This window comes from Mycetocola lacteus (genome assembly GCF_003667575.1).
GTDB lineage: Bacteria > Actinomycetota > Actinomycetes > Actinomycetales > Microbacteriaceae > Mycetocola > Mycetocola lacteus.
The window spans coordinates 142,964-164,921 of the sequence record NZ_RCUY01000015.1 but is presented as its reverse complement, the minus strand read 5'-3'; the positions used below and the strand labels follow the sequence as shown (position 1 = coordinate 164,921).

The window sequence follows — 21,958 nt, the reverse complement described above, 5'->3', positions numbered from 1 at the left end:
AACGGTCACCGCTCGGGTGCAACCGGTCAAGTTGGGACCGGTCACATCCCACAGAGCCCCGAAATACACGGATCTGGGTGCACACACATCGGTCACAAACCCACCATTCAATCGGTGGATCGCATCCCGTGTCGCGTGAAAGTCTGGGGGAACGGGTGAACACGCCCCGTGAGTCCCCAAAGGAGCAGACCGATGACCACCCAGCCGATTCCCGTGCCCATTGCCACGCTGGTACACGCAGCCGCCGATGCCAAGCCCGCCGAAACCCCCGCGGTGACCGCGTCCGGATCAGCCCCGGTGGAACTGCCCCGCTACGACCGCGCAGGCATCCGCACCGGCATCGTGCACTTCGGCCTGGGGAACTTCCACCGCGCCCACCAGGCCATGTTCCTGGATCGTCTGCTGGCCCTCGGCGAGGGCAACGAGTGGGGCATCTGCGGTGTGGGTGTGATGCCCGGGGACGCCCGCATGCGCGACGTGCTGGCCGCCCAGGACTCGCTCTTTACGCTGGTGCTGAAGTCCGGCACCGGGGAGCTGGATGCCCGTGTCATCGGCTCGATTCACGACTACCGCTTTGCCCCCGATGACCGTGAGGCCGTGCTGGCCGAGCTGACCGCCGAGACCACCCGCATCGTCTCGCTCACCGTGACCGAGGGCGGCTACCGCCTGCCCGAAGAGGGCACCGAGAACCCGCTCGGTGTGTTCGATCTGATCGTCACCGGGCTCGCCCGTCGCCGCGCCGCCGGCACCGTTCCGTTCACCGTGATGAGCTGTGACAACCTGCCCGGCAACGGCGAGGTCGCTCGCGGCGTGATCCTTGAGGCTGCGCGCCGCCGGGATCCCGAGCTGGCCGCCTGGATCGCCGAGAACGTGGCATTCCCCAGCTCGATGGTGGACCGGATTACCCCGGTCACCACCGACGCCGACCGCGCCCTGGTGCGCGACACCTTCGGCGTCGAGGACGCCTGGCCGGTTGTGGCCGAGCCGTTTGTGCAGTGGGTCCTGGAGGACCACTTCACCGCCGGTCGTCCGGCGCTGGAAAAGGTCGGGGTGCAGCTGGTTTCCGACGTTGCTCCCTACGAGAAGATGAAGCTGCGCCTGCTCAACGCCAGCCACCAGGGCATGGCATACTTTGGCCTGCTGCTGGGGCACACCTTCGCCCACGAGGCCACCACGGATCCGCGCATCGTCGCGTTCCTGCACCGCTTCCTGGCCGAGTCGCGGCCGACCCTGGACCCGGTGCCCGGGATCGACCTCGACGACTATGTGAACACGCTGTTTGAGCGCTTCACCAACCCGGCCATTGCGGACACCTTGAACCGTCTGGCGACCGATGCCGGCTCGCGGATCCCGACCTTTGTGCTGCCCACCATCGTGGATAACATCGCCGCCGGACGCGACGTCACCTTCGGTGCCGCCCTGGTGGCCAGCTGGGTCTTCCAGCTTGAGCGCGACGGTCACGCCCAGCCCGCGCAGACCGAGATCGAGCACAACCTCACCGCCCTGGCGGCCAAGCTGGAAGCCGAGCCGCGCGCGATCATCGAGTACGCCCCGGTCTTCGGCGACATCGCGACCCACGACGCCTTTGTCACCCCGTATCTGGCGACCCTGGAGGCCCTGCGCCGGGACGGTGCCGCGGCGACCCTGGACGCACTGAACGGTTCGGCTGAGTGAGTCGATCCACTAGCCTGAAGACACTGGTTGTCAAAGGAGAAACCGCATGAGTAACCCCCGCGCATTTGTGATCGGCGAGGCCCTGACCGACATCGTTTCGGGACCGAACGGCACCGCCGAACACCCCGGCGGGAGCCCGCTGAACGTGGCGATCGGCCTGTCTCGGCTCGACGTGCCCACGACCCTGCACACCCATTTTGGCAAGGATGAGCGGGGTGCCGCGATCACCGCCCACCTCGCCGAGAGCGATGTCGAGCTGAGCGCCGAGTCCGTGACCGACGCCCCCACCGCGACCGCCCAGGCGAACCTGGACGAGACCGGAGCGGCGACCTACACGTTTGAGATCACCGGCGAGCTGGCCTCGATCGAGGTCCCGGCGGAGGTGACCCTGGTGCACACGGGCTCGATCGCCGCGTTCCTCGCCCCCGGCGCGGACGTGGTGGAGTCGATGCTCGCCGCCGCCCGCTCGCATGCGCTGATCAGCTTTGACCCCAACGTGCGTCCGATGATCGTGCCCGACCGCGAAGACGTGCGGGCGCGTACCGAGCGGATCGCCGCGCTGGCGGACGTCATCAAGCTCAGCGATGAGGATGCCGCCTGGCTCTACCCCGAGCTGACCCAGGAGCAGGTGCTCGCGCACCTCGCCTCCTTCGGCGCGGGCCTGACCGCGATGACCCGCGGCGGCGAGGGCTGCCTGCTGTTCACCGGCGGGGTGCACACCGAGGCCAAGGCCCCGCGGGTCAGCGTGGCCGACACCATCGGCGCCGGCGACTCGTTTATGGCCGCGATGCTCGCGGCGATCCTGCGCCTGGATGCCGGAGCATCGGTGCGCGCCGGGTCGCTCGATTCCGAGACCTTGGATCTGATCGCCCAGGATGCGCTGACCGCCGCGGCGATCACCGTCTCCCGCGCCGGGGCCAACCCGCCGCGCACGGCGGAGCTGCGCGGCTAGAACGCGTGTGAACAAACGGCCGGTGCATGCACCGGCCGTTTGTGGTTAGGCGGGAACCGCCGCAACCGCACCCTGCTCCTTCGCCCAGTGCTGACCCCACGCGTCCATCATCGCGACCATCTCGCGCAGCGATTCACCCAGCGGAGTCAGCGAGTACTCAACCTTCGGCGGCACCTGCGGGTACACCTCGCGGTGGATGATCCCGTCCGCCTCAAGCTCGCGCAGCTGGCGGGTGAGGACCCGGTCGGTGACGTAGCCGACCTCGCGGCGCAGCTCGCCAAAACGCAGCGTGCCCTCGAGCAGCTTCTGAATGATGGTGAGCTTCCAGCAGCCGCCGAGCAGGCTCACGGTGACCTCGACCGAGCAGATTTCCATGGCTTCGGCGGTGCTTGTACGCATTGACACTATCCCAACGGTTAGTAGCTGACAGAGAAGTGCATACTTCCCAAAATTGAATGCACCTGTTGGAATCGTCTCATGACAAAAACTCAGCCACAAGCCCTCTGGATTTACGCCCACCCCGAGGCGAAGTCCTTCAACCGCGACCTCTTTGACGCCGGCCGGGCCGAGCTGGAAAAAACCCACACCGTGGAAACCAGCGACCTCTATGCGATGGGTTTTGACCCGCTGCTCACCAGCGCCGACTTCGGCAGCCACGCCCACGATGACGACCCCTTCATGACCCGCTGGGTTTCGGCCCGTGCCGACGGCGAGGTTCCCGCCGACGTCCTCGCCGAGCAGAACAAGCTCCTGGCCGCCGACCTGATCGTGATCCAGTTCCCGCTGTGGTGGTACGCGGTTCCGGCGATGCTCAAGGGATGGATGGACCGGGTGTTTGCCTCGGGCTTCGCGTTCGACATCGAGGATCCCGAAACCGGCGGTAGCCTGCGCTACGGCGACGGCCTGATGGCGGGCAAGCGCGCGCTGATCGTGGTCACCGCGGGGGAGCACGCCACGGCGCTGGGCCCGCGCGGCATCTCCGGGGACATCGACACGCTGCTGTTCGGCCTGACCCACGGCACCCTGTTCTACACCGGCATGTCGACCCTGCCGATCCACCTGATCGACCAGGCCGATGACACCACCGCCGAGAGCTCGGCACGGGAGATCACCCGCCTGACCGAGCGCCTGGCCGGCGTGTACGAGGAGGCGCCGGTGCCCTACCGCACCCGCAAGAGCGGTCAGTACCGACCCGCGCGCGTGCTGCGCGACGAGTTCGTCCCCGGCCGCGTGGACCTGGGAATCCACCGCGCCGAGAGCGAGTAGCGAGGACGCCCGGGCACGCCGTGACCCCCCCGGGGTCTCGGTTGCTGCCCGGGCGGAATCCGTGTGCCCGGCCACGCCGCCTCCCCCTGGAGCGTGGTCGGGCCTCCCGGCTAGACTCGGTTCCAGGCGTGTGCGACCTCCGGCCGCGCCCCGACAGCAGGGATGGTTCTTCGATGACGCAGGCCGAGCAGGTTACCGATCCGATCGCCTATCACGGGGAGGGTGCCGTGTGGTCGCCCGCCTGGGGTGGACTGCGCTGGGTGGACATGCTCGCCGGAGACATCCTCAGCCTCGATGCCCGCACCGGCCGGGTGGACCGCCTGGACACCGGGTCCTCGGTGGCCGCGATGATCCGTCCCCGCGAAAACGGCGGCTTCCTGGTGGTGACCGAGCGCGAGTTTGCGCTCTGGAACGAGGATGGCCAGGAGTGGATCTCGGATCCGGTGTGGCAGGGTGCCTCGCACCGCTTCAACGAGGGCAGCACGACCCCCGAGGGCAACCTCTTTGTGGGCACGATGGGCTACGACCAGGTTCCCGGAACCGCCGAGGTGTTTGGCTTCAGCGCGACCCGCGAGATCACCCCGCTCTTTGACGGCGTAACCATTTCCAACGGTATGGGATTCACCGCGGATGGTTCCCTGATGTACTACGTGGACACCCCCACCCGCCGCATCGACGTCTTCGACTACGCGGACGGCGTCCCCACTAATCGTCGCCCCTTCGTGACCCTGCCCGAGGGCATCGGCGGGCCGGATGGGCTGTGCGTGGATGCCGAGGACGGCGTCTGGCTCGCCCTCTACGGCGGCTCGGGCGTGCGCCGGTATGACCGCCACGGGGTGCTGACCGACACGATTGACCTGCCGGTGAGCAAGGTCACCTCCTGCACCTTCGGCGGCGAGGACCTGCGCACCCTCTACATCACCACCTCGCGGGAGTTCCTGGAGCCGCATGAGGAGCCGCTGGCCGGATCGGTGTTTGCGGCGACCGTCGCGATCCCGGGTCGCCCCGTCACCCCGTTTGCGGGTTAGGGCATGGGCGCGCTAAACGAAACCCCGCTGCTCGGGGTCCTCTTCGATATGGATGGCACCCTGGTGGATTCCACCGAGTTCATCGAGTTCGCCTGGTCCAGCTGGGCTCGGGACCTCGGCGTGGAGACGCCGCCGCTCGAGCGCCGTCACGGACGCCCGGCCCGCGACATCATCGCCGAGTTTGCCCCGCCCGAGCGCTTTGACTACGCCTTCGACCGGCTGGAATGGTGGGAAACTCGGCCGGATGCGCCGATCACCCCGCGGCCCGGGGTCCACGACTTCATCGCGCAGCTGGGCGATATCCCCTGGACCGTGGTGACCTCGGCCACCTATCCGGTGGCCCTCGCCCGGCTGAACGCCGCGGGCATCCCGGTCCCGGACACGATGGTGACCGCCCGTGACGTGACGCGTGGCAAGCCCGATCCCGAACCCTTTGCAACCGGGGCCGCCCGGCTGGGCCTGGACCCGGCCACCTGCTTCGCGGTGGAGGATGCCGAGGCCGGAGTGCGCGCGGCCGTGGGGGCGGGCTGCGTGACCCTGGCCACCTCCTCGATCGCCTCTGAACGCACCCTGCTGACGCCGCTCGCTCACGCGGTGTTGCCGGATCTGCGCGGGGTGCGGGTGGATGGGGATCGCACCGGTTTCCGCATCCTGCTGCCCCAGGGCTAACCGCGTATTTCATTGATCCGTGAATCGTGTTAGCGTTGATTCATGGATCATCGTGAACGCATCATCGAGGTGACCGCGCGCCTGCTCGCCGACTCACCCACCGGCGAGGTCTCCACGCGCGCCGTGGCCGAGGCCGCGGGGGTGCAACAGCCGACCCTGTATCGCCTGTTTGGGGACAAGGACGGCCTGATTCGCGCCACCATCGACGCCGCGTTCGAGTCCTACCTCGGTGGGAAGCGGGCAGCGGTACCGGGGGAGGACCCGGTGGCCGACGTGCGCGAGGGCTGGGACCGCCACACCGCGTTTGCCCTGGCCCACCCGGCCCTCTACCGACTGACCTTCCAGGGTGGGGCCGATGCCCCGGGCGGCGCGCTCGCCGAGGCCTACGACCTGCTCGGTGCCCTCGTGGTGCGTGCCGGTGCCGCCGGCCGGTTGCGCATCGACGCCGACCGGGCGACCCGCACGATCATGGCCGCCAACACCGGTATCGCCCTCGCCCTGGTCACCCGTCCCGAGCTGCACCCGGACCCCTTGATCTCCGACACCGTTCGGGACGTGACCCTCGCCGGGATCTTCACCGATGCCGCGGCACCGGGCACCTCGGCCGTGGCCAGTGCCGCCACCACCCTCGCCAGCGCCCTGGAGCACGGAACCGACGAGCGCGTGGACGCCGCCGCCTTCACCGTCGCCGAAACGGCCCTGCTGCGCGAATGGCTGGGCCGGTTGGGAGGTACCGCATGATCGGCGGCACGGTGGTCGAGTTCCTGCGCGAGTGGCCGGGTCGGTTGGGAGGTACCGCATGATCGGCGGCGAGGCCATCGAGTTCCTGCGCACGGTGAAGGAGGGCGACCGGATCGTGGTGCGCTATCGCCTGCCCGACGGCAGTGCAACCGACGCCCTGGGCTGGTTCCTGCGCTCGGATGAGAGCGCGGTGGCCATCGCGACCAAGCGCGGCATGGAGGTGGTGGCATTCGCGACCGTGATTGCCGCCAAGCAGGTTCCGCCGCCCCCGGAACCCCGCAGCCGTCGGAACGCCTAGCCGCAGAACTACGGACTAGTCGCGGGGGTGCGCGTGTGCGAGTAGCTCGATGCGCTCGTCGAGGTACGCGCCGAGGCCAATTGCCGCCGCATCGTTGCCGGGAACCCAGCGCACCAGCGGCTCGCCGTCACGCAGAAACAGCGCCCCGGAAGAGGATGCCAGGGCTTCGGGATCCTGATCGATCGGCGTCCACCCCAGGTTGATCACGGTACCCGGCGCGATCTTTGCCCGCTGTGCGGCGCTGCGGTACTCCCGGCGCTGCTCGGCCAGCACCGATTGGTGTCCCGGCCAGCCGGGTTCACTCGCCCGCACCACCTCGCCGGTCTCGTAGAGGTCGCCCTCGGGACCGAGCAGGAGGCTGCCCAGTCGCCACACCTCGCCCCGCGGGATCACCGCCGCTCGACGCGGAATCATCAGCCGGGTGTGTGCCGGCACGAACTCGGCGCGCAGCTCGGGAGGGAGTCCCGCCGTGCGCAGGCTGTCGAGCGCCCGGGTGATGATCTCGGGCAGTGGGGGAACACGATCACTCATGGGGATCCTTCGAGACGCGCGGATGTGCTGCCCCTATCGTCCCACGCCGGTCGAACCCGAGGGGCGAACCCGCTACGCTCGGAGCATGTCCGACATCACCTATGCCTCGATTGATCCGCGCGATCCGCTCGCCCTGTCGATTCTGACCTCGTTCCTGCGTGAGGACGCGGAGCACCGAGATGGTGTGGCTCCCGATCCCGAGCGGGTCCGGGTGGCACTGGGGGCTCCCGAGATCGCCGGGCTGCAGGGCGCGGGCGGCGACCTGATTATCGCCCGGCGCGGGGACGCCGTGCTCGGTTGTGGCGGCGTGCGCTGGATCGAAGGGGACACCGCCGAGCCCACGCTGATCTATGTGCTCCCCGCCTTCCGCGACGCGGGCATCGAGGCCGGCATCGGGGCCGAGCTGGAGCGCCGCGCACGCCTCAGTGGGCGGCGCGGCGTCCCGCAGGTTTAGTCCTCGGCCGGGTAGGTGTAGAAGCCCTCGCCGGTGCCGCGGCCCAGCTTGCCCTTGTCGATGAAGTTCTCCTTGAGGTACGCGGCAAACTCGGCTCGCGGCGCACCCGCGGCCAGTGCGATGTTGTAGGCGGTGTTCAGCCCCACCACGTCGAGGATCTGGAACGGACCCATCGGCGAACCGGTGCCCACGCGCCAGGTCTGGTCCACACTCTCCGGGGTGGCGTATCCACCGGTCACCAGGTCCGCGGCGGCGTCCAGCAGCGGGACCAGCAGCGAGTTGAGCAGGTAGCCGGCCTTTTCCTTAAAGATCTCGATCGGCACCATGCCGATCTCCTGGGCAAACTCCACCACCTGGGCAAACACCGCCGGGTCGGTCTCGGGGCTGCCCATGATCTCGGCCGTGTTGTGAATCCAGACACGGTTGGCGAAGTGCAGGGCGAGGAAGCGATCGGGGCGTCCGGTGGACGGGGCGATATCGCTCGGCAGCAGTGTCGAGGAGTTGGTGGCAAAGATCGTGTGCTCGGGCGCCGCTGCCGCAAGACGGGAGTAGGTGTCGGTCTTGATGTTGATGTTTTCAGGCACGGCTTCGATTACCAGGTCCGCATTCGCCACGGCCTCGGCCAGATCGGTCGAATAGGAAATATTTGCCAGGCCCTGTGCGGCGCTCTCCTCGGTTGCGCCGGGGAGTTCCCGCGCGTACACCTTGGCGAGTTCGGCAAAGCGGGTTCGGGCCGCCTCGATCGCCGCATCGTTGATGTCATAGGCCACCACGGGGAACCCGTGAATCGCGGTCTGAAAGACAATCTGAGAGCCGAGAACACCGGTCCCAAGGACGGTGATGTTACGCATACTGACCTCTTCTGAAGATACCTTGATGGGCCCGGGATGATGGGCCCGTACCTCCATCATGCACCTGTTATGAAAACTCGGCTAGGGGGTGCCCGCTTTGGGTGCCCCGTTTGCGGGTGTATGTTCGCCGAGCGCAAAAATGTATAGTGACGGCGGGGGCGAACCGGCCAGATCCAGACCGGCGGATAACGGGAAAGATCACAAGGAGCCGAAACTGATTCGCCTGTCTGCGCGCCTGCCTCGGCTCGCACTTACCCGAGCAACGCTGATTCCGCGCCTGGATATTTCCGGGCTGGTGCTGATTGAAGCCCCACCCGGTGCCGGTAAAACCACGCTGGTTTCTCAATGGTCGGCGGCCCGCCCCGATCGCTCGGGCGTCTGGGTGGGGGCGAGCCGAACCGAATCCCGCGCCCGGTTCTGGGGGGTGCTGCACCTGCTGCTGACCGCCCGGGAAACGGTCGAACCGGCCGGAGCGTTTTCCCGCGAGGGGCTGATTCGCTGGCTCGGGCCGCTGGGGGAGCAGACCATCATCGTCCGGGATGCCCACCGCATCACCGATCCGGAAATCCTCGAAGACATCGTGCGGGTGGTCCGCGCCTGCGCCAATATTCGCTTTATCGTGTTTGGTCGCGACCTCGGGGCGCTGCTGGCCCGCGCCGACGGCGCCGGGATCGAGCGTGAGCTACTCACTCGCGAGGACCTTCTGCTCGGTGAGGACGAGACCGCCGGCTATTTTCGTCTGCTGGGCTATGCGGAACCCGAACGCGCGGCCGCCGCGGGCGGCTCCCGTCTGGACGGAACCTTCGGCACGCTGCATGCGGTGGCGCACGGCAATCCCGCGCATCCGCTGGTCACCCCATCCGGCGGGCTGCTCAACGGTGGGGACACCGTCTTTGACTGGTATCTGGATCGTGTGCGCGCCGAACTGGCGACCGACGCCAGTTACACCCGTTTCCTCGCTCTCGGACTGCCCGACGAGATTCCTGCCGACCTGATTTCCGCGGTGACCGAGGGAGACTCCGAAGCCACCGCGCGGATTTCCGGTCTGCTGAACGTGGGGGTGTTTGGACCCGATGCCCGTGACGCCGATGCTTCTGGACGCTATCCGCTAATCCTGGGTCCCCGGTTGCGCGCACGGATGGTCACCGAGCTGCGCGAGGCGTATCCAACCCAGCATGCGGCGGCAGCGCGTCGTGTCATTCGATGGAAGATGCGTAACGGATATCCGGCCGAGGCGCTGGCCCGGGCGGTCGCGATCGGCGATCTGGATCTGGCCACCGAGGTCGTGTGGCGCAATTTTGGGCCGCTGATGAGCCGGCACGGGTCGGTGGTGGCCCGGAGTCTGCGCCGCATCCCGCTGGGCGAGATCCGACACTTCCCGATGCTCTGTATGACCCTCGCCCTGGTGTACAACTCCAGCGGCCTGACCCGCCTGCGAGGCACCGAATACTTCGGGTTGGCCCTCGCCGCGGTGCGTGACCGCCTGGTGACCGCGCCGGTGCATGAGCGCGCACTGCTGCTCTCGATGCAGTCGGTGGCCAACCGGGTGATCGGCCGGTTTGGTCCCGCGGTCGCGGCCGCCAAACTCGCCGAGGACGCGATTATCGCGCTGCCCCTGGATGCCCGGGAAACCCTGGGGCCGGTGCTGCCCGTGCTGGGAGCACACCTGGCGATCACCCTGCACTATGCCGGAAACCGCGTGCACGCCCTGGAAATTCTGGGGGCCGCGCTGGCGGCCACCGACTCCTCGATCCCCGAGGACCGGGTGCACGTGCTCGCGCTGATCGCCGGAATCTCGGCCGCGCGCGGCGACTTCAGCAAGACCCGTGAGGCGCTGGCCCGTCTCGATCAGATCGGCCCGCTGGTCGCCCAAAACCGGCTCTACCTCACCACCCTGGAGGCCACCGCCCGTGCCACCCTGGCGCTTGAACAGGGCGACCCGGACCGAGCCGTGGGCTTCCTGGAGACGTATCGGGAGGAGCTGGAAACCAGTGAGCACTGGCCCGCCGCCCTCAGCATCCTGACCCTGGCCGATCTGATGCGGGGCATGCGGGTGGGTGCGATTACCCGCTTGGAATCGCGGCTCAACGATGAGCGGCGCCCGCCGATTCATCCGCTGGTGCGCAGCCGGCTGACGATCCTGCGCGCGGATCTGGAACTCTTTGGTGGGGACCTGGCTCGTGCCGATCGCCTGGCCGCGCAGCTGATCTCCTCGGATCCTGAAACCGTGCTGTATCGCGCACGACGCGAGCTGGCCGCCGGGCAGGTGCGAGACTGCGCGGTGCGGGTGAGCGAGCTGTCCCTCGATTCCCTCAGCCCGCGCTGGCAGGTGCTCTCCAAGCTGCTGCTGGCAGCGGCCACCGTGGATGATGACGATCCGCGGCTCAGCCTGGACGCGCTGGAGGCTGCCCTGGCGATCCTCGCCGAAACCGGGGTCACGCTCGCCCTGCTGGCCGTGCCCCATGAGCGCCTGGTTCGGCTCGAGGCGCGCGCCCGCGTCGAGGGGCGGGTGGCCCTCGCGGACGCCCTGACCGTGCGGCTGGGCAGCCTGCCCAATGTCTGGGAGTCCGCGCCCGAACACGTGCACCTCACTACGCGGGAGCGGCTGGTCCTACGTCACCTCGCTCACGGGCTGACTGCCCCCGAAATTGCACGGGCCCTGACCGTGTCGCCCAACACCGTGAAGACCCAGTCCCGATCCGTGTATCGCAAGCTGGGTGTGAGCACCCGAGGGGATGCGATTATGCGCGCGGCGCGGTTGGGGCTGATCGGCGATCCCACCCCTTAACCGATCCCGGGTGAACCCGAGGGTGAAAAGCGCGGCTCCGGGCGTCACCCACAGAAATCCGGGGATACGCTGATCCACGAATCCTCCTCCCCCCTAAGGACGGACCGTCCCCGCCTCGATGCCCACAACTGCTTGAGGCGGGGATTTTTCATGTGTGACCGCCGGGCCCTCGGGCGTGTACCCGGGCGCGCTGGCTAGGATGGCCAGACAGCGCACACAGCCGAGGAGACCCGCGATGAGAGATACCGAGCCCGCACCCGTTCCCGTTTCGCGTGACGCCCGGCACACTCGGGCAACCCCGGAACCCGCGGCCCCCGGTGCTCGTGCCTCGCATGATTTCCGGGTGGATCTGGAGCGGATTCGATTCTCGCCGTACTTTTCCCGGCTCTCTGCGGTTACCCAGGTGATGCCCCAGGCCACCAGCGGCCCGGTCATCCACAACCGGCTGACCCACTCGATTAAGGTCACCGCGGTGGCCCGCGAGATCGCCGTGGGGCTGCTCTATGCAGACGCCCCGACCCGGGCCATCATCGACCGCCTGGGTGGCTGCGATCCGGTGGTGGTGCAGGCGGCCGCCAGCGCCCACGATCTGGGACACCCACCCTTTGGTCACCTCGGCGAGCAGGTGCTGGACCGGGTGGCCCGCGATCACCTGGGGCTCACCGAGGGCTTCGAGGGCAACGCGCAGACCCTGCGCATCCTCGCCGAGCTCGACACCCACGGCGCCGCCCAGCCCGGGCTCAACCTCACCACCGCGGTGCGCGCGGCGGTGCTGAAGTATCCCTGGACCCGGCTTGAGTGGCGCGATGCGTACACCGATCTGCCGCCGCATGAGCGTCCGCGCGGGGTGGGTCAGCCGAGTGTGACCGGGGCGCATAAGTTCTCGGTGTACTCGCTGCACGCCCGCGAGGTGGAAGCCGTGCGCGCCGCCTATCCGGCGATCGCGCCGTGGCAGCAGACGGTGGAGTGTTCGATCATGGACATCGCCGATGACATCGCCTACTCGCTGCACGACCTCGATGACTTCTACCGGGCCGGGGTGCTTCAGCACGCGACCGTCTCGGCGGAGCTGCGCAGCTGGCTGCGAGACCGGGCGGAGATGGCGGCCCTGGATGCCGCCGAGCTGGCCGCACGTCCGCGCGTGCCCGGATACCGGCTGGAGGCTCTGCGCCGTCACCTGCTCAGCCGCGACGGCTGGATCGCCGACGATGAAGCCTTCGGGAACGCCGTGGATCGGGTGGCCGAGGAGCTCGTGGACGGCCTGCTGGCCGTGCCCTTTGACGGGGGCATCGGGAGCGAGCGCGAGCTCTCGGCGTTCATCCGACGCTGGCTCGATCGCTTCCAGGCCTCGATCGTGGTTGAGGAGCATCCCCACGTGCGCAGTAGCCACGTTCGTCTGGCCACCCAGGCCTGGCACGATGTGATGGTGCTGAAGTTTGTGCACACCCGCTTTGTGCTGGAAAACCCCGACCTCGCGACCACCCAGCGCGGGCAGGCGCGGCTGGTCGAGGCGCTGGTGCGCGGGCTGGATGAGTGGCTGCGCGATCCCGACGATGCAGCCCGTGCCCCGCGCCGCCTGCTGGAGCAGGTGGAGGAGGCGACCGAAAGCTATCATGAGCTGCGCCGGGACGATCCCTGGCGGCTGCAGGGGGTCAGCGACGATGCCAGCCTGGCCCGCCGCGGCCGGGGGCGCGCGGTGATCGACTATGTCGCCTCCCTCACCGATGCCCAGGCGCAGTCGGTGACCGCTCAGCTGGGACGCTAACCCAACTCGATGCTCGGGTCCTGGCGGTGACCAAATGTCCCCCATTTGGTCGACCGCTTGTCCCCAGTTTCAAACCGGGGCGGCGTGTTGGCCGATCCGATTGGTCCACAATCACTTCCGGCAATACTCTCGGAGCTGAATTTTCGCGCGCCCGAATCGCGTGAACATGGGCGTGAGCTCCCGCGGAAGACCCTCCGCGTGGGCACTCACGCGTGGCAAACGCGGTGAACGCGCGTGAGAGGAACCTCCCCCCAAATGACCCTGGAAACCAAACCCAAGGTTGGCCCCAGCACCTGGATTATTGGTGCCCTGGTAGCCATCTTTGCCTTCTCGATGCTCGGCAGCGGTGGCTTTGGCATGATGCTCGCCACGCTGGGTCTGGCCGGTCTGGCCACCGGGATCTTTGTAGCGGCCACCGGCCGGACCAGCTGGGCCCGTCTGCCCCGCTCGCGCGCGGTGGGCGGCATGGTGGTGGCGCTGAGCCTGATTGCCATACTGGTCGGTTCGGCAATTTCCCCGACCCGGGCAACCCAGGCCGATGATCGCCCGGCGGCATTTGCTGCCAGTGCGTCGCCGCGGCCGAGTGTCAGCCCCTCGCCCAGCCCTTCTGCGACTGGACCGGCATTCCCCGGAAAGTTCGAGGAGGCCGAGACCGCGAGTGACACGCTCGACGCCCTGGATGTGCAGCCGGCCACAACCGAAACCCCGTTTGACGGGGAGAGCCAGTTCGGGATCGAGGCGTCCGCCCCGCAGAAGGTCACCGGGGATCTGACCGATCCGTATACCGGCCGCGTGATCAAGGCGCGCAAGGGTGAGGTGCCCGCCACCTCGATCCGTCAGGATCACGTGGTCTCGCTCAAGAACGCCTGGGAGACCGGCGCGCAGGACCTGAGCCCCGAACGACGCAAGCTGTTGGCGACCGACCCGCTGAACGTGGTCACCGTGTCCGCCTCGACCCAGAAGAAAAAGCTGGATGCGGATGCAACCGGCTGGCTTCCCGCCGACCAGGATTACCGCTGCGCCTATGTGGCCCGGCAGCTGTCGGTGAAGGCCGTGTACGGGCTGTGGGTGACCCCCGAGGAGCGTGCGCGTATTGCCGAGGTCCTGGCTACCTGCCCGGCCCAGGTGACCGCGCACTCGCCGGTGACCCGTGCCGAACCGCGTCCGACCCCGACCCCGGAACCACCGGCTGCACCGGAGCCCGAGCCAGCTCCCGCGCCGGCACCGGCGCCGGCACCCGCCGCGCCCGCGCCGGCTCCCGCGAAGCCCGCTCCTGCTCCCGCGAAGCCTGCTCCGGCCCCTGCTCCGGCGAAGCCTGCCGCTCCGCCGGCTCCCGCACCCGCGCCGCCGCCCGCCCCCGCTCCGCCGGCCGGTGGAGGCACCGTGCACCCGGGTTCGTTCTGCTCATCGGGCGGCGCGACCGGACACACGGCCAAGGGAACCCCGATGGTCTGTGGCACCGCGAAGGATGGCCGCCTGCGCTGGATCTCGCGGTAGCCCCGGCACAGGCGACAGCGTCATACGGCGCGGATACAAGCCTGCGCGCCGCCCGGAGATTCCGGGCGGCGCGCGTGATTTTGCCTAGTGAGCGGCACCGGCGACGTAGTGTCCCGGGACCATCCGGGTGGCCACCCCGAATCGGTTGAAGGCGTTGATGGCCACGATGACCCCGATCAGGTGTACGAGCTCGGTCTCGTCAAAGACCGCCGCCGCGCGGGCATAGACATCATCCGGGACAAACCCGTTGGTGATCACCGTGACGGCCTCGGTCAGTTCAATCGCTGCCACCTCGCGGGCGGTGTAGAAGTGGCGCGATTCCTCCCAGGCGGTGAGCTGGATGAGTCGTTCCACGGTGTCCCCGGCGGCCAGGGCATCTTTGGAGTGCATGTCCAGGCAGAATGCGCAGTGGTTAATCTGCGAGGCTCGGATCTTGACCAGGTTGATCAGTGCGGGTTCCAGCGTGCCCCCGGCTACCGAGTCAAGTCGGACCAGTGCCTTGAAAATCTCGGGGGCATGAGCGCTCCAATCGGTGCGCGGGGTGTGTTCGTTCAGCAGTGTTGTGGTGGTGTTCATACGTTGAGATTAGATCGCAGTTGGTCTGAGAGTAAGATCCACTTGTATGGAAGAAAGCCAGACCAATTTTGAGATGACCCTGCCGGGCCGCTCCGGGGTGGACCTTCATCTGGACATTGCCGGAACGGGAATCCGGGCGGGTCTGGCGTCGGCACTGCGGGATGCGATCGCGACCGGTCGGTTGAGCCCTGGCACCCGGCTGCCCGCCTCGCGCGCGCTGGCCGCGGATCTGGGCATCGCCCGCAGCAGCGTGACCGAGTGCTATGCGGAGCTGATTGCCGAGGGCTGGCTGATCGCCCGGCAGGGATCGGGGACCCGCGTCGCCGCCCGCCCGGCGGCCCCCACCCCACCGCTCGTCTCCGCCCGCCCCGAACCGCGGCGAACTCCCGCGGCCACGCTGGTTCTCGGTGCCGCCAACTTTGCCGAGTTTCCGCGTTCGGCCTGGCTGGCTGCCGCGCGCAAAGCCCTGGCCGTGGCCCCCCATTCGGCGTTTGGCTACGGTGATCCGCTGGGCCAACCGGAACTTCGCCGCGCGCTGGCCGACTACCTGGGCCGGGTGCGCGGGGTGCGTGCCGACCCGGAACTGATCGTCATCACCGCGGGCTTCGCCGACGGTCTGGGCATCATGGCGCGTGCCCTCCACTCACGCGGGGCACACACCGTTGCGGCCGAGGCTTACGGGCTGGGTCTCTATCGAACGCTACTGGAGGAAGCGGGCCTGGCACCGACCTCGCTTGCGGTGGATGACGCGGGGGCTCGGATCGAGGACCTGGCAGGCCCGGACACCCCCGCGGCTGTGCTGCTGACGCCCGCCCATCAGTTTCCCACCGGGGTGGTGCTCTCCCCGGAGCGGCGCAGTGCGGCTATTGCCTGGGCGCGCAGCACGGACGCGGTGATACTTGAGGACGACTACGACGGAGAATTCCGCTATGACCGTCGCCCGGTGGGTGCGTTACAGGGGCTGGATCCCGAACGGGTGGTGTACTTCGGGACCGCAAGTAAATCGCTGGCCCCGGCGCTGCGGATTGGCTGGATGGTGGTGCCTGAGCGGCTGATTCCCGCCGTGCTGAGGGCCAAGGGGGCGATGGAAACCGTGAGCGTGTTGGATCAGCTCACCCTGGCAGAGTTCATCACCTCGGGGGCTTTTGACCGTCATGTCCGAATGCGGCGGCAGAGCTATCGTCGCCGCCGTGATCAGCTGGTGGATGCGCTGGCTCAGAGCGGTGCGGATGTCCGGGTGAGTGGGGTGGCCGCGGGCCTCCAGGCGGTCCTCGAACTTCCCGCGGGGACCGAGGGCCGGGTCCTCCATGCGGCACGCGATCGCGGCGTCATGGTCAGCGGGCTCTCGGAGTTTCGACAGGTCGCGGCCGGGGCCGATACGCGGGTGCGGGAGGGGCTGGTGGTGAACTTCTCGGCGGTGTCCGACGCGGTCTGGGAATCGGCGCTGGCGGAGCTCTGCCGGATCATCCCCTAGCGGAGTGTGCGGGCCCCGAGGTCGGTGGCTCATGGTCTGATGGGTGTGGGCCGCGCTCCGGTTCCACCCACCCCACCATCAGAGGATTTGTTGTGTCTGCCCGTCGTCGTCGCCCCACCTCCAAAACCGCCGCACTGCTGTCGATTCCGGCACTGATTGCGGCCCTGATTGTTGGGGCGCTCTCGCTCGGGGAGACCGAGGCGCAGCCGTATCCGACCCCCGGCACCGTGGCGTCGGGTACTCCGGGTACTCCGGGAGCTTCGGGCACCGGGGGCACCGACGCGTTCCCGGCCGGATTCGAGTCGGCGGGTAATGCTCGCGACCTCCTGGCCACCATCCCGGTCCGCGGCCGCGCCCCCGGAACCGGATATGACCGGGTCGCCCGGTTCGGAACCGCCTGGTTTGACGTGGAGAAAAACGGGTGTGACACCCGCAACGACATCCTCGCCCGCGACCTCACCGAGGTGACCACCCGTGGCGGCTGCCGGGTCATGAGCGGCATTCTGGACGACCCCTATACCGGTAACCGGATCACCTTTGAGCGCGGGGAAAAGACCTCGCAGGCGGTGCAGATCGATCATGTGGTTGCGCTGAAAAACGCCTGGCAAACAGGAGCGCAGGGCCTTACCGATGAGCGTCGTCGAGAACTGGCCAACGATCCGATCAACCTGCTTGCCGTGGATGGCCCCACCAATACCAAGAAGGGTGACGGTGACGCGGCGACCTGGCTGCCGCCGAGCCGAGCATCCTGGTGCGGGTATGTGGCCCGACAGGTTTCGGTGAAGGCCGCCTACGGGCTGTGGATGACCCAGGCCGAGCACGATCGAATCGGCGAGATTCTGGCATCCTGCCCGGATCAGCAGGCCGCACGCTCGCCCCTGGTCGGCTAGCCCCCGCGTACAACGTAACCGCGCCCCCTCACCGAAAGTGAGGGGGCGCGGTGCGTGAGACGCGGGGCCTCAAGACCTAGGTCTTGAGGCCCCGGCTCGGTGTGCCCGGCTTCGTGATCCAGGCTCCGGGGTTTAGGCCTCGGTGCGGCGTGCGCGACGGGCGAGCACGAATCCGGTGAGCGCCAGAACCAGGGCGGCAATCCCGATCGGGAGTGCGGCCTCGGCCCCCGTGCGGGCCAGCGGGTCGGTCGGATCGGCCGGGTCCGCACTCGCGGTTGCGGTGGGCACCGGAATCACGGTCGGAACGGCGGTCGCGGTCGGGTCCGGGGTGCCGGTGGGGTCCGGAGTCACGGTGGGGTCCGGAGTCGTGGTCGGGTCCGGGGTGACCGACGGGGTCGGGGTCGGGGTGGGCGTCACGGCGTCAACCGAGACCTGTGCCTGCGCACAGTTGAAGCTCACCGCCGCACCCTGCGCGGTACAGTCGGCACCGCTCAGGGCGGGACCGTTGGCCTCACGCAGCGCGGTGGCGAAGTTGTTCACGGTGGCGGCGGTGGTGCCGGTGATGGTGGCCGTATAGGTCACCGTCACGGTGGCCCCCGGGGCGAGATCTCCGGACCAGCGCAGCTCGGTCCCCGAGAGCGTCGGGGCGGTGGTGGCCGCCCCGCTGATGCTCGCGGCGAGCGAGGCCGGATCGATGGTTGCCTGCGCGAGAACCTGGGTCAGGTCATCCACCAGGGCGGCCGGGTTTCCGGTGGCGGCACTGGCCGGTGCATCGCCGTTGTTGGTCATCGTCAGCGTGTAGGTGACGGTGTCACCCTGGCTTGCGCTGGCCACATCGGCGCTCTTGGTGATCTGCAGCGAGTGTCCAACAACCTTGGCGATGGATTCGATCTGCACGTTCGCGTGGGTCCAGGTGTCCAGCAGTTTATTGTTGCCGTAGGAGCCCAGATCCGCGGTGTTGTTGTTGCGGCAGGCCTGGCTCGGGGTGTCCCAGAAGCGCTGTCCACCCTGGCTGAGCGGGGCACCCACCAGCGGATCGTTGGGGTCGTAGTTGACGGCCGGGTTCGCCGGGTCGCCCAGCTTGGGAGCGGTGGTGCTACAGGTCTGTGCACCCAGGGCGTTGCCGTCCTTGTCCACGTCGTTCCAGTACAGCCGGTCCTCGAGGGGACCGGTGGCACCGTTCAGACGGGTCAGGGTCATGCCACCCTGGAGCTGCTCCACATCACCAAACACGAAGTGAAGTTCGGGGTACTGGGAGACCACGATCTTGGCGGCGATGGTGGTGCCCTCGGGGATCACCGCGCCGCTCTTGTCCAGGCCGTCGAAATCGAAGGTGAAGTCGCTCTGCCCACCCAGTGCCGAACGGTTCACCAGAATGTCCGCGGGACCGTCGTAGTTGCCATCGCCGTCGGTATCCACCTTGATGGTGTAGTTTCCGGCAAAGTCCTTGAGGGTGTAGGTGAACGTGCCCGCCTTGGGGGCGGCGGCGTTTCCGTCGGAGGTGAAGCCGTCGATGGTCAGCTTCGGCTCAACCGGGGTGGGTGCCAGCGCGATGGTCTTGCTGGTTCCGGTGGGGGCCGCGTTGCTGGCGTTGGCCGTGGCAATCTTTGCGGTTGCGGGCAGGTCCGCCGCGGGGGCCTCGAAGAACAGCTTGTACAGGTCATCACAGGTGGCCGTGCTGGCCTCGGTGTCCACCACCGAGCGGTAGAGCGAGACACACTGGTTGTCGGTGTTACCCAGCAGGCTGGCCTCGATCGAGGAGGTCCACCCCACGTATCCGTTCAGGGCGAGCTTGTACTTATAGCCCAGGTCCGAGACGAACCAGTAGTCGAGGTCCAGGCCGTGACGGGCCGGGTGGTTGAGGATCGGCGGGCCGGGAGGCCAGTTCTCGATCAGCTGGTAGCGGCTGGTCCACACCCGTCCGCTGTGCTCCACACCGTTTTCGGAGACCGCGATTTTCCACGGGAAGGAGCCCACTCGAGCGTCCTTCCAGAAGTTTCGAATGGCCACCCGGTAGACGCCCTCGGTGGCGGCGGTGGCGGTGATGATCGCGGGCTGTTTGTCATCGGGGTCCAGCATCGAGATGCCGGCCTCGCGTCCGCCGGCGGCCGGGGTGTTTTCCGGGTAGCCGTTGTCGTTGGTGTCCACCAGGTTCCCCGAGGGATCGGTGATCGTGTAGAACGCACGCTGGCCATCACGGTCCCAGCTCTCGGTGGAGTCGGGCTTGTGCATGCCGGCCTGTACCCGCAGCTGCTCACCGGCCTTGACGTAGACGTACCACTCGTGCGGCCGGTTGGTCCCCGGATCGGGGGTCGCGGCATACGCGTACTTTTCGTTTTGTTCTGCCTGTGCGGGGCTGGCCACCAGGACCAGGACGCCCGCACCGAGCGCGAGGGTAGCGGCGGCAGCGAGTGTGCGTCGCACCCGGTGCGATGCTGTGCGTTGCGGGTGCTTGTCGGCCCGCCTTTCCGATGTATGTTCCACGATCATCCCCTTTATGTGTCCTAACCGATCCAGCCTGGTTGGGTTGGATCGGTTTTGGGGGAAGCTGTCGTGTAACCGGTGAGGCGATGTCCGATGGGCACAAAAATCCGTGTGCGGGTCCCACACACGGATTCAGTGCACCGGTTAGCTCGGTGTCCCGGCCTGCCAGGCGCTGGACACCATATCGGCGAGTGAGTGGCGCATCTCCCACTCCAGATCCCGGGCGGCGGCCGATCCGTCGGCCACGATACGGTCGGGATCTCCCGCCCGTCGCGGTCCAATGATCGGGTCAAAGGCAATACCGGTGACCCGGGCCATCTCGTCCATGATCTGCCTGACCGAGGCCCCGTCTCCGCTGCCCAGGTTGTAAACCGGGGCCAGCGGTGTGCCCGCATCCAGGGCTCGCGCGGCGGCCACATGGGAGTGGGCCAGGTCGGCTACGTGCACGTAGTCGCGCACGCAGGTGCCGTCGGGGGTGTTGTAGTCGATGCCGTTGATGCGCGGGGTTTTGCCCGCTCGCAGGGCGGCGATCACCAGCGGGAACAGGTTGTGGGGGCTGGCATCCCAGAGCCCGGGCTCCCCGGACCCCACCACGTTGAAGTAGCGCAGGCTCACATGGCGCAGGCCCGCGGCCACACCCTGATCGCGCAGCAGCCACTCGCCGATCAGCTTGGACTCCCCGTACGGAGACTCGGGGGCGGTGGCGGTGGCTTCGGTGACCAGATCCGTGTGTGGGGTGCCGTAGACCGCGGCACTGGACGAGAACACGATCCGGGAGATCCCGAGCTCGGCCATGACCTCCAGGACCGTCGCCGTCCCGGTGACGTTCTGGGCGTAGGTGTGGAGTGGACGCTCAACCGAGACTCCGGCGAACTTATAACCGGCCACATGGATCACCCCGGTGACCCGATGGGTGACCATTGCGGCGCGCAGGGCATCGCGATCCAGGATGTCGCCGCGCTCAAAGGCGACCCCGGCGGGGATGAACTCGGGCAGCCCGGTCACCAGGTTGTCGTAGATGACGGGGGTGAGGCCCGCCGAGCGGAGGGCCCGCACCACGTGGGCACCGATGTAGCCGGCGCCGCCGGTGACTAACCAGGTCATTCGTTTTCTCCTGTCTGAGTGGCGGCGGCATCGGGGTGCTCGCCCGCCCGGATTACGCTGTCGATGGATTCGGCCAGCCGATCACGTGCGGCATCGGCCAGGCCCGCGTCGCTGAGGAACACGTCCGCGGCCTCCAGCTCGGCAATCTGGCAGAGCCCGGTGACTCCCCACTTGTGATGGTCGGCTATCACCACCACGCTGGCACCGGCATCGATAAACGCGCGGTTGGTTTCGGCCTCAAGCAGGTTGGGGGTGGTGAGCCCGCCCTCGGGGCTGACCCCGTGGACACCGAGGAAGCAGATGTCCACGCGCAGCGCGCGCAGTGTGTGGACAGCGTAGGGGCCAACCAGGGCGTCGGAGGGGGTGCGGATGCCGCCGGTGAGGATCACCGTCTGGCCGGTGCCACCCTCATCGAATACCGCGGCGATGCGCGGGGAGTTGGTGACCACGGTGAGGCCCGGCACGTGGGCGATGCGCCGGGCGAGGGTGTGCGTGGTGGTGCCCGCATTGAGGGCGATCGACATTCCGGGGTGCACCCGTTCGGCCGCCAGGCGGGCGATCTGTTCCTTCTCGTCGGCGGCCACACCGAGATTATGGGCAAAGCCGGGTTCGCTGCTGGTGGTGCCGCCGGGGAGGGTCGCGCCGCCGTGCGTTTTGACTAGGTCTCCGCGTTCGGCGAGGATCCCCAGGTCGCGCCGGACGGTCATTTCCGAGACCGCCAGATCGCTCGCGAGGGTGGTCACGCGAACCTGGCCATCCCGGCGCAGGCGCTCAAGGATCAGCGTGTGCCGCTGGGGCGGGAGCATCTCGGTCATGGGCCTCATCAAACGTGCGAATGTGTGCGAACGTGTTCATTATGCCCGAATTATCCCCTTGAGCCAAGTGGGAATGTGTGTATATGATCGGTTTTGTTCGA

Annotated in this window: 20 protein-coding genes; 13 read left to right on the top strand and 7 right to left on the bottom strand. The window is 68.0% G+C overall.

Going from position 1 to position 21,958, the window contains the following annotated elements:
- The first annotated feature begins 192 nt into the window (after window positions 1-192).
- Complete coding sequence (locus D9V34_RS16160) at window positions 193-1,674, top strand: mannitol dehydrogenase family protein (RefSeq protein ID WP_121689493.1); 1,482 nt, start codon at window positions 193-195, stop codon at window positions 1,672-1,674.
- 46 nt (window positions 1,675-1,720) lie between these two features.
- Window positions 1,721-2,626: a carbohydrate kinase family protein gene (locus D9V34_RS16155; RefSeq protein ID WP_121689492.1), complete on the top strand. Its 906-nt coding sequence runs from the start codon at window positions 1,721-1,723 to the stop codon at window positions 2,624-2,626.
- A gap of 45 nt (window positions 2,627-2,671) precedes the next feature.
- Here D9V34_RS16155 and D9V34_RS16150 read toward each other — a convergent pair whose 3' ends face one another.
- Window positions 2,672-3,025: a winged helix-turn-helix transcriptional regulator gene (locus D9V34_RS16150; RefSeq protein WP_121689491.1), complete on the bottom strand. Its 354-nt coding sequence runs from the start codon at window positions 3,023-3,025 to the stop codon at window positions 2,672-2,674.
- Between the two features lie 78 nt (window positions 3,026-3,103).
- Between D9V34_RS16150 and D9V34_RS16145 the strand changes: the two genes are divergently transcribed.
- From D9V34_RS16145 to D9V34_RS16125, 5 genes are all read left to right on the top strand, one after another.
- Complete coding sequence (locus tag D9V34_RS16145; RefSeq protein WP_121689490.1) at window positions 3,104-3,892, top strand: NAD(P)H-dependent oxidoreductase; 789 nt, start codon at window positions 3,104-3,106, stop codon at window positions 3,890-3,892.
- A gap of 173 nt (window positions 3,893-4,065) precedes the next feature.
- On the top strand, window positions 4,066-4,920 hold the full coding sequence (locus tag D9V34_RS16140) for an SMP-30/gluconolactonase/LRE family protein (RefSeq protein ID WP_121689489.1): 855 nt from the start codon (window positions 4,066-4,068) through the stop codon (window positions 4,918-4,920).
- Window positions 4,921-4,923: 3 nt separating this feature from the next.
- Complete coding sequence (locus D9V34_RS16135; RefSeq protein WP_121689488.1) at window positions 4,924-5,589, top strand: HAD-IA family hydrolase; 666 nt, start codon at window positions 4,924-4,926, stop codon at window positions 5,587-5,589.
- Window positions 5,590-5,631: 42 nt separating this feature from the next.
- Window positions 5,632-6,330, top strand: a complete 699-nt coding sequence (locus D9V34_RS16130; RefSeq protein ID WP_121689487.1) for a TetR/AcrR family transcriptional regulator — start codon at window positions 5,632-5,634, stop codon at window positions 6,328-6,330.
- A 58-nt stretch (window positions 6,331-6,388) separates the two neighbouring features.
- Window positions 6,389-6,628 (top strand): putative acetyltransferase, encoded by a 240-nt coding sequence (locus D9V34_RS16125; RefSeq protein ID WP_121689486.1) that lies wholly within the window; start codon window positions 6,389-6,391, stop codon window positions 6,626-6,628.
- Window positions 6,629-6,643: 15 nt separating this feature from the next.
- Here the strand turns inward: D9V34_RS16125 and D9V34_RS16120 are convergent, their stop codons facing one another.
- Complete coding sequence (locus D9V34_RS16120; RefSeq protein WP_121689485.1) at window positions 6,644-7,159, bottom strand: hypothetical protein; 516 nt, start codon at window positions 7,157-7,159, stop codon at window positions 6,644-6,646.
- An 85-nt stretch (window positions 7,160-7,244) separates the two neighbouring features.
- On the opposite strand from D9V34_RS16120, the gene D9V34_RS16115 reads away from it, so the two are divergent.
- Window positions 7,245-7,613 carry a GNAT family N-acetyltransferase gene (locus D9V34_RS16115; protein ID WP_121689484.1) on the top strand — a complete coding sequence of 123 codons (369 nt, stop codon included), beginning with the start codon at window positions 7,245-7,247 and terminating at the stop codon, window positions 7,611-7,613.
- On the opposite strand, the gene D9V34_RS16110 is transcribed toward D9V34_RS16115, so the two are convergent.
- Window positions 7,610-8,464: a 3-hydroxyacyl-CoA dehydrogenase gene (locus D9V34_RS16110; RefSeq protein WP_121689483.1), complete on the bottom strand. Its 855-nt coding sequence runs from the start codon at window positions 8,462-8,464 to the stop codon at window positions 7,610-7,612. The genes D9V34_RS16115 and D9V34_RS16110 overlap by 4 nt on opposite strands.
- A 295-nt stretch (window positions 8,465-8,759) precedes the next feature.
- Here D9V34_RS16110 and D9V34_RS16105 point away from each other — a divergent pair, with 295 nt between their 5' ends.
- The 3 genes from D9V34_RS16105 to D9V34_RS16095 all read left to right on the top strand — a co-directional run bounded on the left by D9V34_RS16105 (window position 8,760) and on the right by D9V34_RS16095 (window position 14,514).
- Window positions 8,760-11,252 (top strand): helix-turn-helix transcriptional regulator, encoded by a 2,493-nt coding sequence (locus D9V34_RS16105; RefSeq protein ID WP_183092009.1) that lies wholly within the window; start codon window positions 8,760-8,762, stop codon window positions 11,250-11,252.
- Between the two features lie 235 nt (window positions 11,253-11,487).
- Window positions 11,488-13,017 (top strand): deoxyguanosinetriphosphate triphosphohydrolase family protein, encoded by a 1,530-nt coding sequence (locus tag D9V34_RS16100; protein WP_121689481.1) that lies wholly within the window; start codon window positions 11,488-11,490, stop codon window positions 13,015-13,017.
- Window positions 13,018-13,272: 255 nt separating this feature from the next.
- Window positions 13,273-14,514, top strand: a complete 1,242-nt coding sequence (locus D9V34_RS16095; RefSeq protein WP_121689480.1) for a GmrSD restriction endonuclease domain-containing protein — start codon at window positions 13,273-13,275, stop codon at window positions 14,512-14,514.
- A gap of 84 nt (window positions 14,515-14,598) precedes the next feature.
- Here the strand turns inward: D9V34_RS16095 and D9V34_RS16090 are convergent, their stop codons facing one another.
- Complete coding sequence (locus tag D9V34_RS16090) at window positions 14,599-15,090, bottom strand: carboxymuconolactone decarboxylase family protein (RefSeq protein ID WP_121689479.1); 492 nt, start codon at window positions 15,088-15,090, stop codon at window positions 14,599-14,601.
- Between the two features lie 46 nt (window positions 15,091-15,136).
- On the opposite strand from D9V34_RS16090, the gene pdxR reads away from it, so the two are divergent.
- The gene (pdxR, locus tag D9V34_RS16085; protein WP_220700611.1) at window positions 15,137-16,564 is read left to right on the top strand and encodes a MocR-like pyridoxine biosynthesis transcription factor PdxR; all 1,428 of its coding nucleotides are present in this window, start codon (window positions 15,137-15,139) and stop codon (window positions 16,562-16,564) included.
- 92 nt (window positions 16,565-16,656) lie between these two features.
- On the top strand, window positions 16,657-17,454 hold the full coding sequence (locus D9V34_RS16080) for an HNH endonuclease family protein (RefSeq protein WP_342773019.1): 798 nt from the start codon (window positions 16,657-16,659) through the stop codon (window positions 17,452-17,454).
- Between the two features lie 132 nt (window positions 17,455-17,586).
- On the opposite strand, the gene D9V34_RS16075 is transcribed toward D9V34_RS16080, so the two are convergent.
- From D9V34_RS16075 to D9V34_RS16065, 3 genes are all read right to left on the bottom strand, one after another.
- Window positions 17,587-19,878 (bottom strand): DUF7927 domain-containing protein, encoded by a 2,292-nt coding sequence (locus D9V34_RS16075; RefSeq protein WP_183092008.1) that lies wholly within the window; start codon window positions 19,876-19,878, stop codon window positions 17,587-17,589.
- 204 nt (window positions 19,879-20,082) lie between these two features.
- Window positions 20,083-21,042 (bottom strand): UDP-glucose 4-epimerase GalE, encoded by a 960-nt coding sequence (gene galE / locus D9V34_RS16070; RefSeq protein ID WP_121689476.1) that lies wholly within the window; start codon window positions 21,040-21,042, stop codon window positions 20,083-20,085.
- Window positions 21,039-21,857, bottom strand: a complete 819-nt coding sequence (locus tag D9V34_RS16065; RefSeq protein WP_342773018.1) for a DeoR/GlpR family DNA-binding transcription regulator — start codon at window positions 21,855-21,857, stop codon at window positions 21,039-21,041. The genes galE and D9V34_RS16065 overlap by 4 nt, the downstream gene beginning before the upstream one ends.
- Between the last annotated feature and the right edge of the window lie 101 nt (window positions 21,858-21,958).

Bases quoted from the DNA above. Each gene is read 5' to 3' on its own strand.
- D9V34_RS16160 (WP_121689493.1), top strand. From the start codon at position 193: ATGACCACCCAGCCGATTCCCGTGCCCATTGCCACGCTGGTACACGCA.
- D9V34_RS16155 (WP_121689492.1), top strand. From the start codon at position 1,721: ATGAGTAACCCCCGCGCATTTGTGATCGGCGAGGCCCTGACCGACATC.
- D9V34_RS16150 (WP_121689491.1), bottom strand. From the start codon at position 3,025: ATGCGTACAAGCACCGCCGAAGCCATGGAAATCTGCTCGGTCGAGGTC.
- D9V34_RS16145 (WP_121689490.1), top strand. From the start codon at position 3,104: ATGACAAAAACTCAGCCACAAGCCCTCTGGATTTACGCCCACCCCGAG.
- D9V34_RS16140 (WP_121689489.1), top strand. From the start codon at position 4,066: ATGACGCAGGCCGAGCAGGTTACCGATCCGATCGCCTATCACGGGGAG.
- D9V34_RS16135 (WP_121689488.1), top strand. From the start codon at position 4,924: ATGGGCGCGCTAAACGAAACCCCGCTGCTCGGGGTCCTCTTCGATATG.
- D9V34_RS16130 (WP_121689487.1), top strand. From the start codon at position 5,632: ATGGATCATCGTGAACGCATCATCGAGGTGACCGCGCGCCTGCTCGCC.
- D9V34_RS16125 (WP_121689486.1), top strand. From the start codon at position 6,389: ATGATCGGCGGCGAGGCCATCGAGTTCCTGCGCACGGTGAAGGAGGGC.
- D9V34_RS16120 (WP_121689485.1), bottom strand. From the start codon at position 7,159: ATGAGTGATCGTGTTCCCCCACTGCCCGAGATCATCACCCGGGCGCTC.
- D9V34_RS16115 (WP_121689484.1), top strand. From the start codon at position 7,245: ATGTCCGACATCACCTATGCCTCGATTGATCCGCGCGATCCGCTCGCC.
- D9V34_RS16110 (WP_121689483.1), bottom strand. From the start codon at position 8,464: ATGCGTAACATCACCGTCCTTGGGACCGGTGTTCTCGGCTCTCAGATT.
- D9V34_RS16100 (WP_121689481.1), top strand. From the start codon at position 11,488: ATGAGAGATACCGAGCCCGCACCCGTTCCCGTTTCGCGTGACGCCCGG.
- D9V34_RS16095 (WP_121689480.1), top strand. From the start codon at position 13,273: ATGACCCTGGAAACCAAACCCAAGGTTGGCCCCAGCACCTGGATTATT.
- D9V34_RS16090 (WP_121689479.1), bottom strand. From the start codon at position 15,090: ATGAACACCACCACAACACTGCTGAACGAACACACCCCGCGCACCGAT.
- pdxR (WP_220700611.1), top strand. From the start codon at position 15,137: ATGGAAGAAAGCCAGACCAATTTTGAGATGACCCTGCCGGGCCGCTCC.
- galE (WP_121689476.1), bottom strand. From the start codon at position 21,042: ATGACCTGGTTAGTCACCGGCGGCGCCGGCTACATCGGTGCCCACGTG.
- D9V34_RS16065 (WP_342773018.1), bottom strand. From the start codon at position 21,857: ATGACCGAGATGCTCCCGCCCCAGCGGCACACGCTGATCCTTGAGCGC.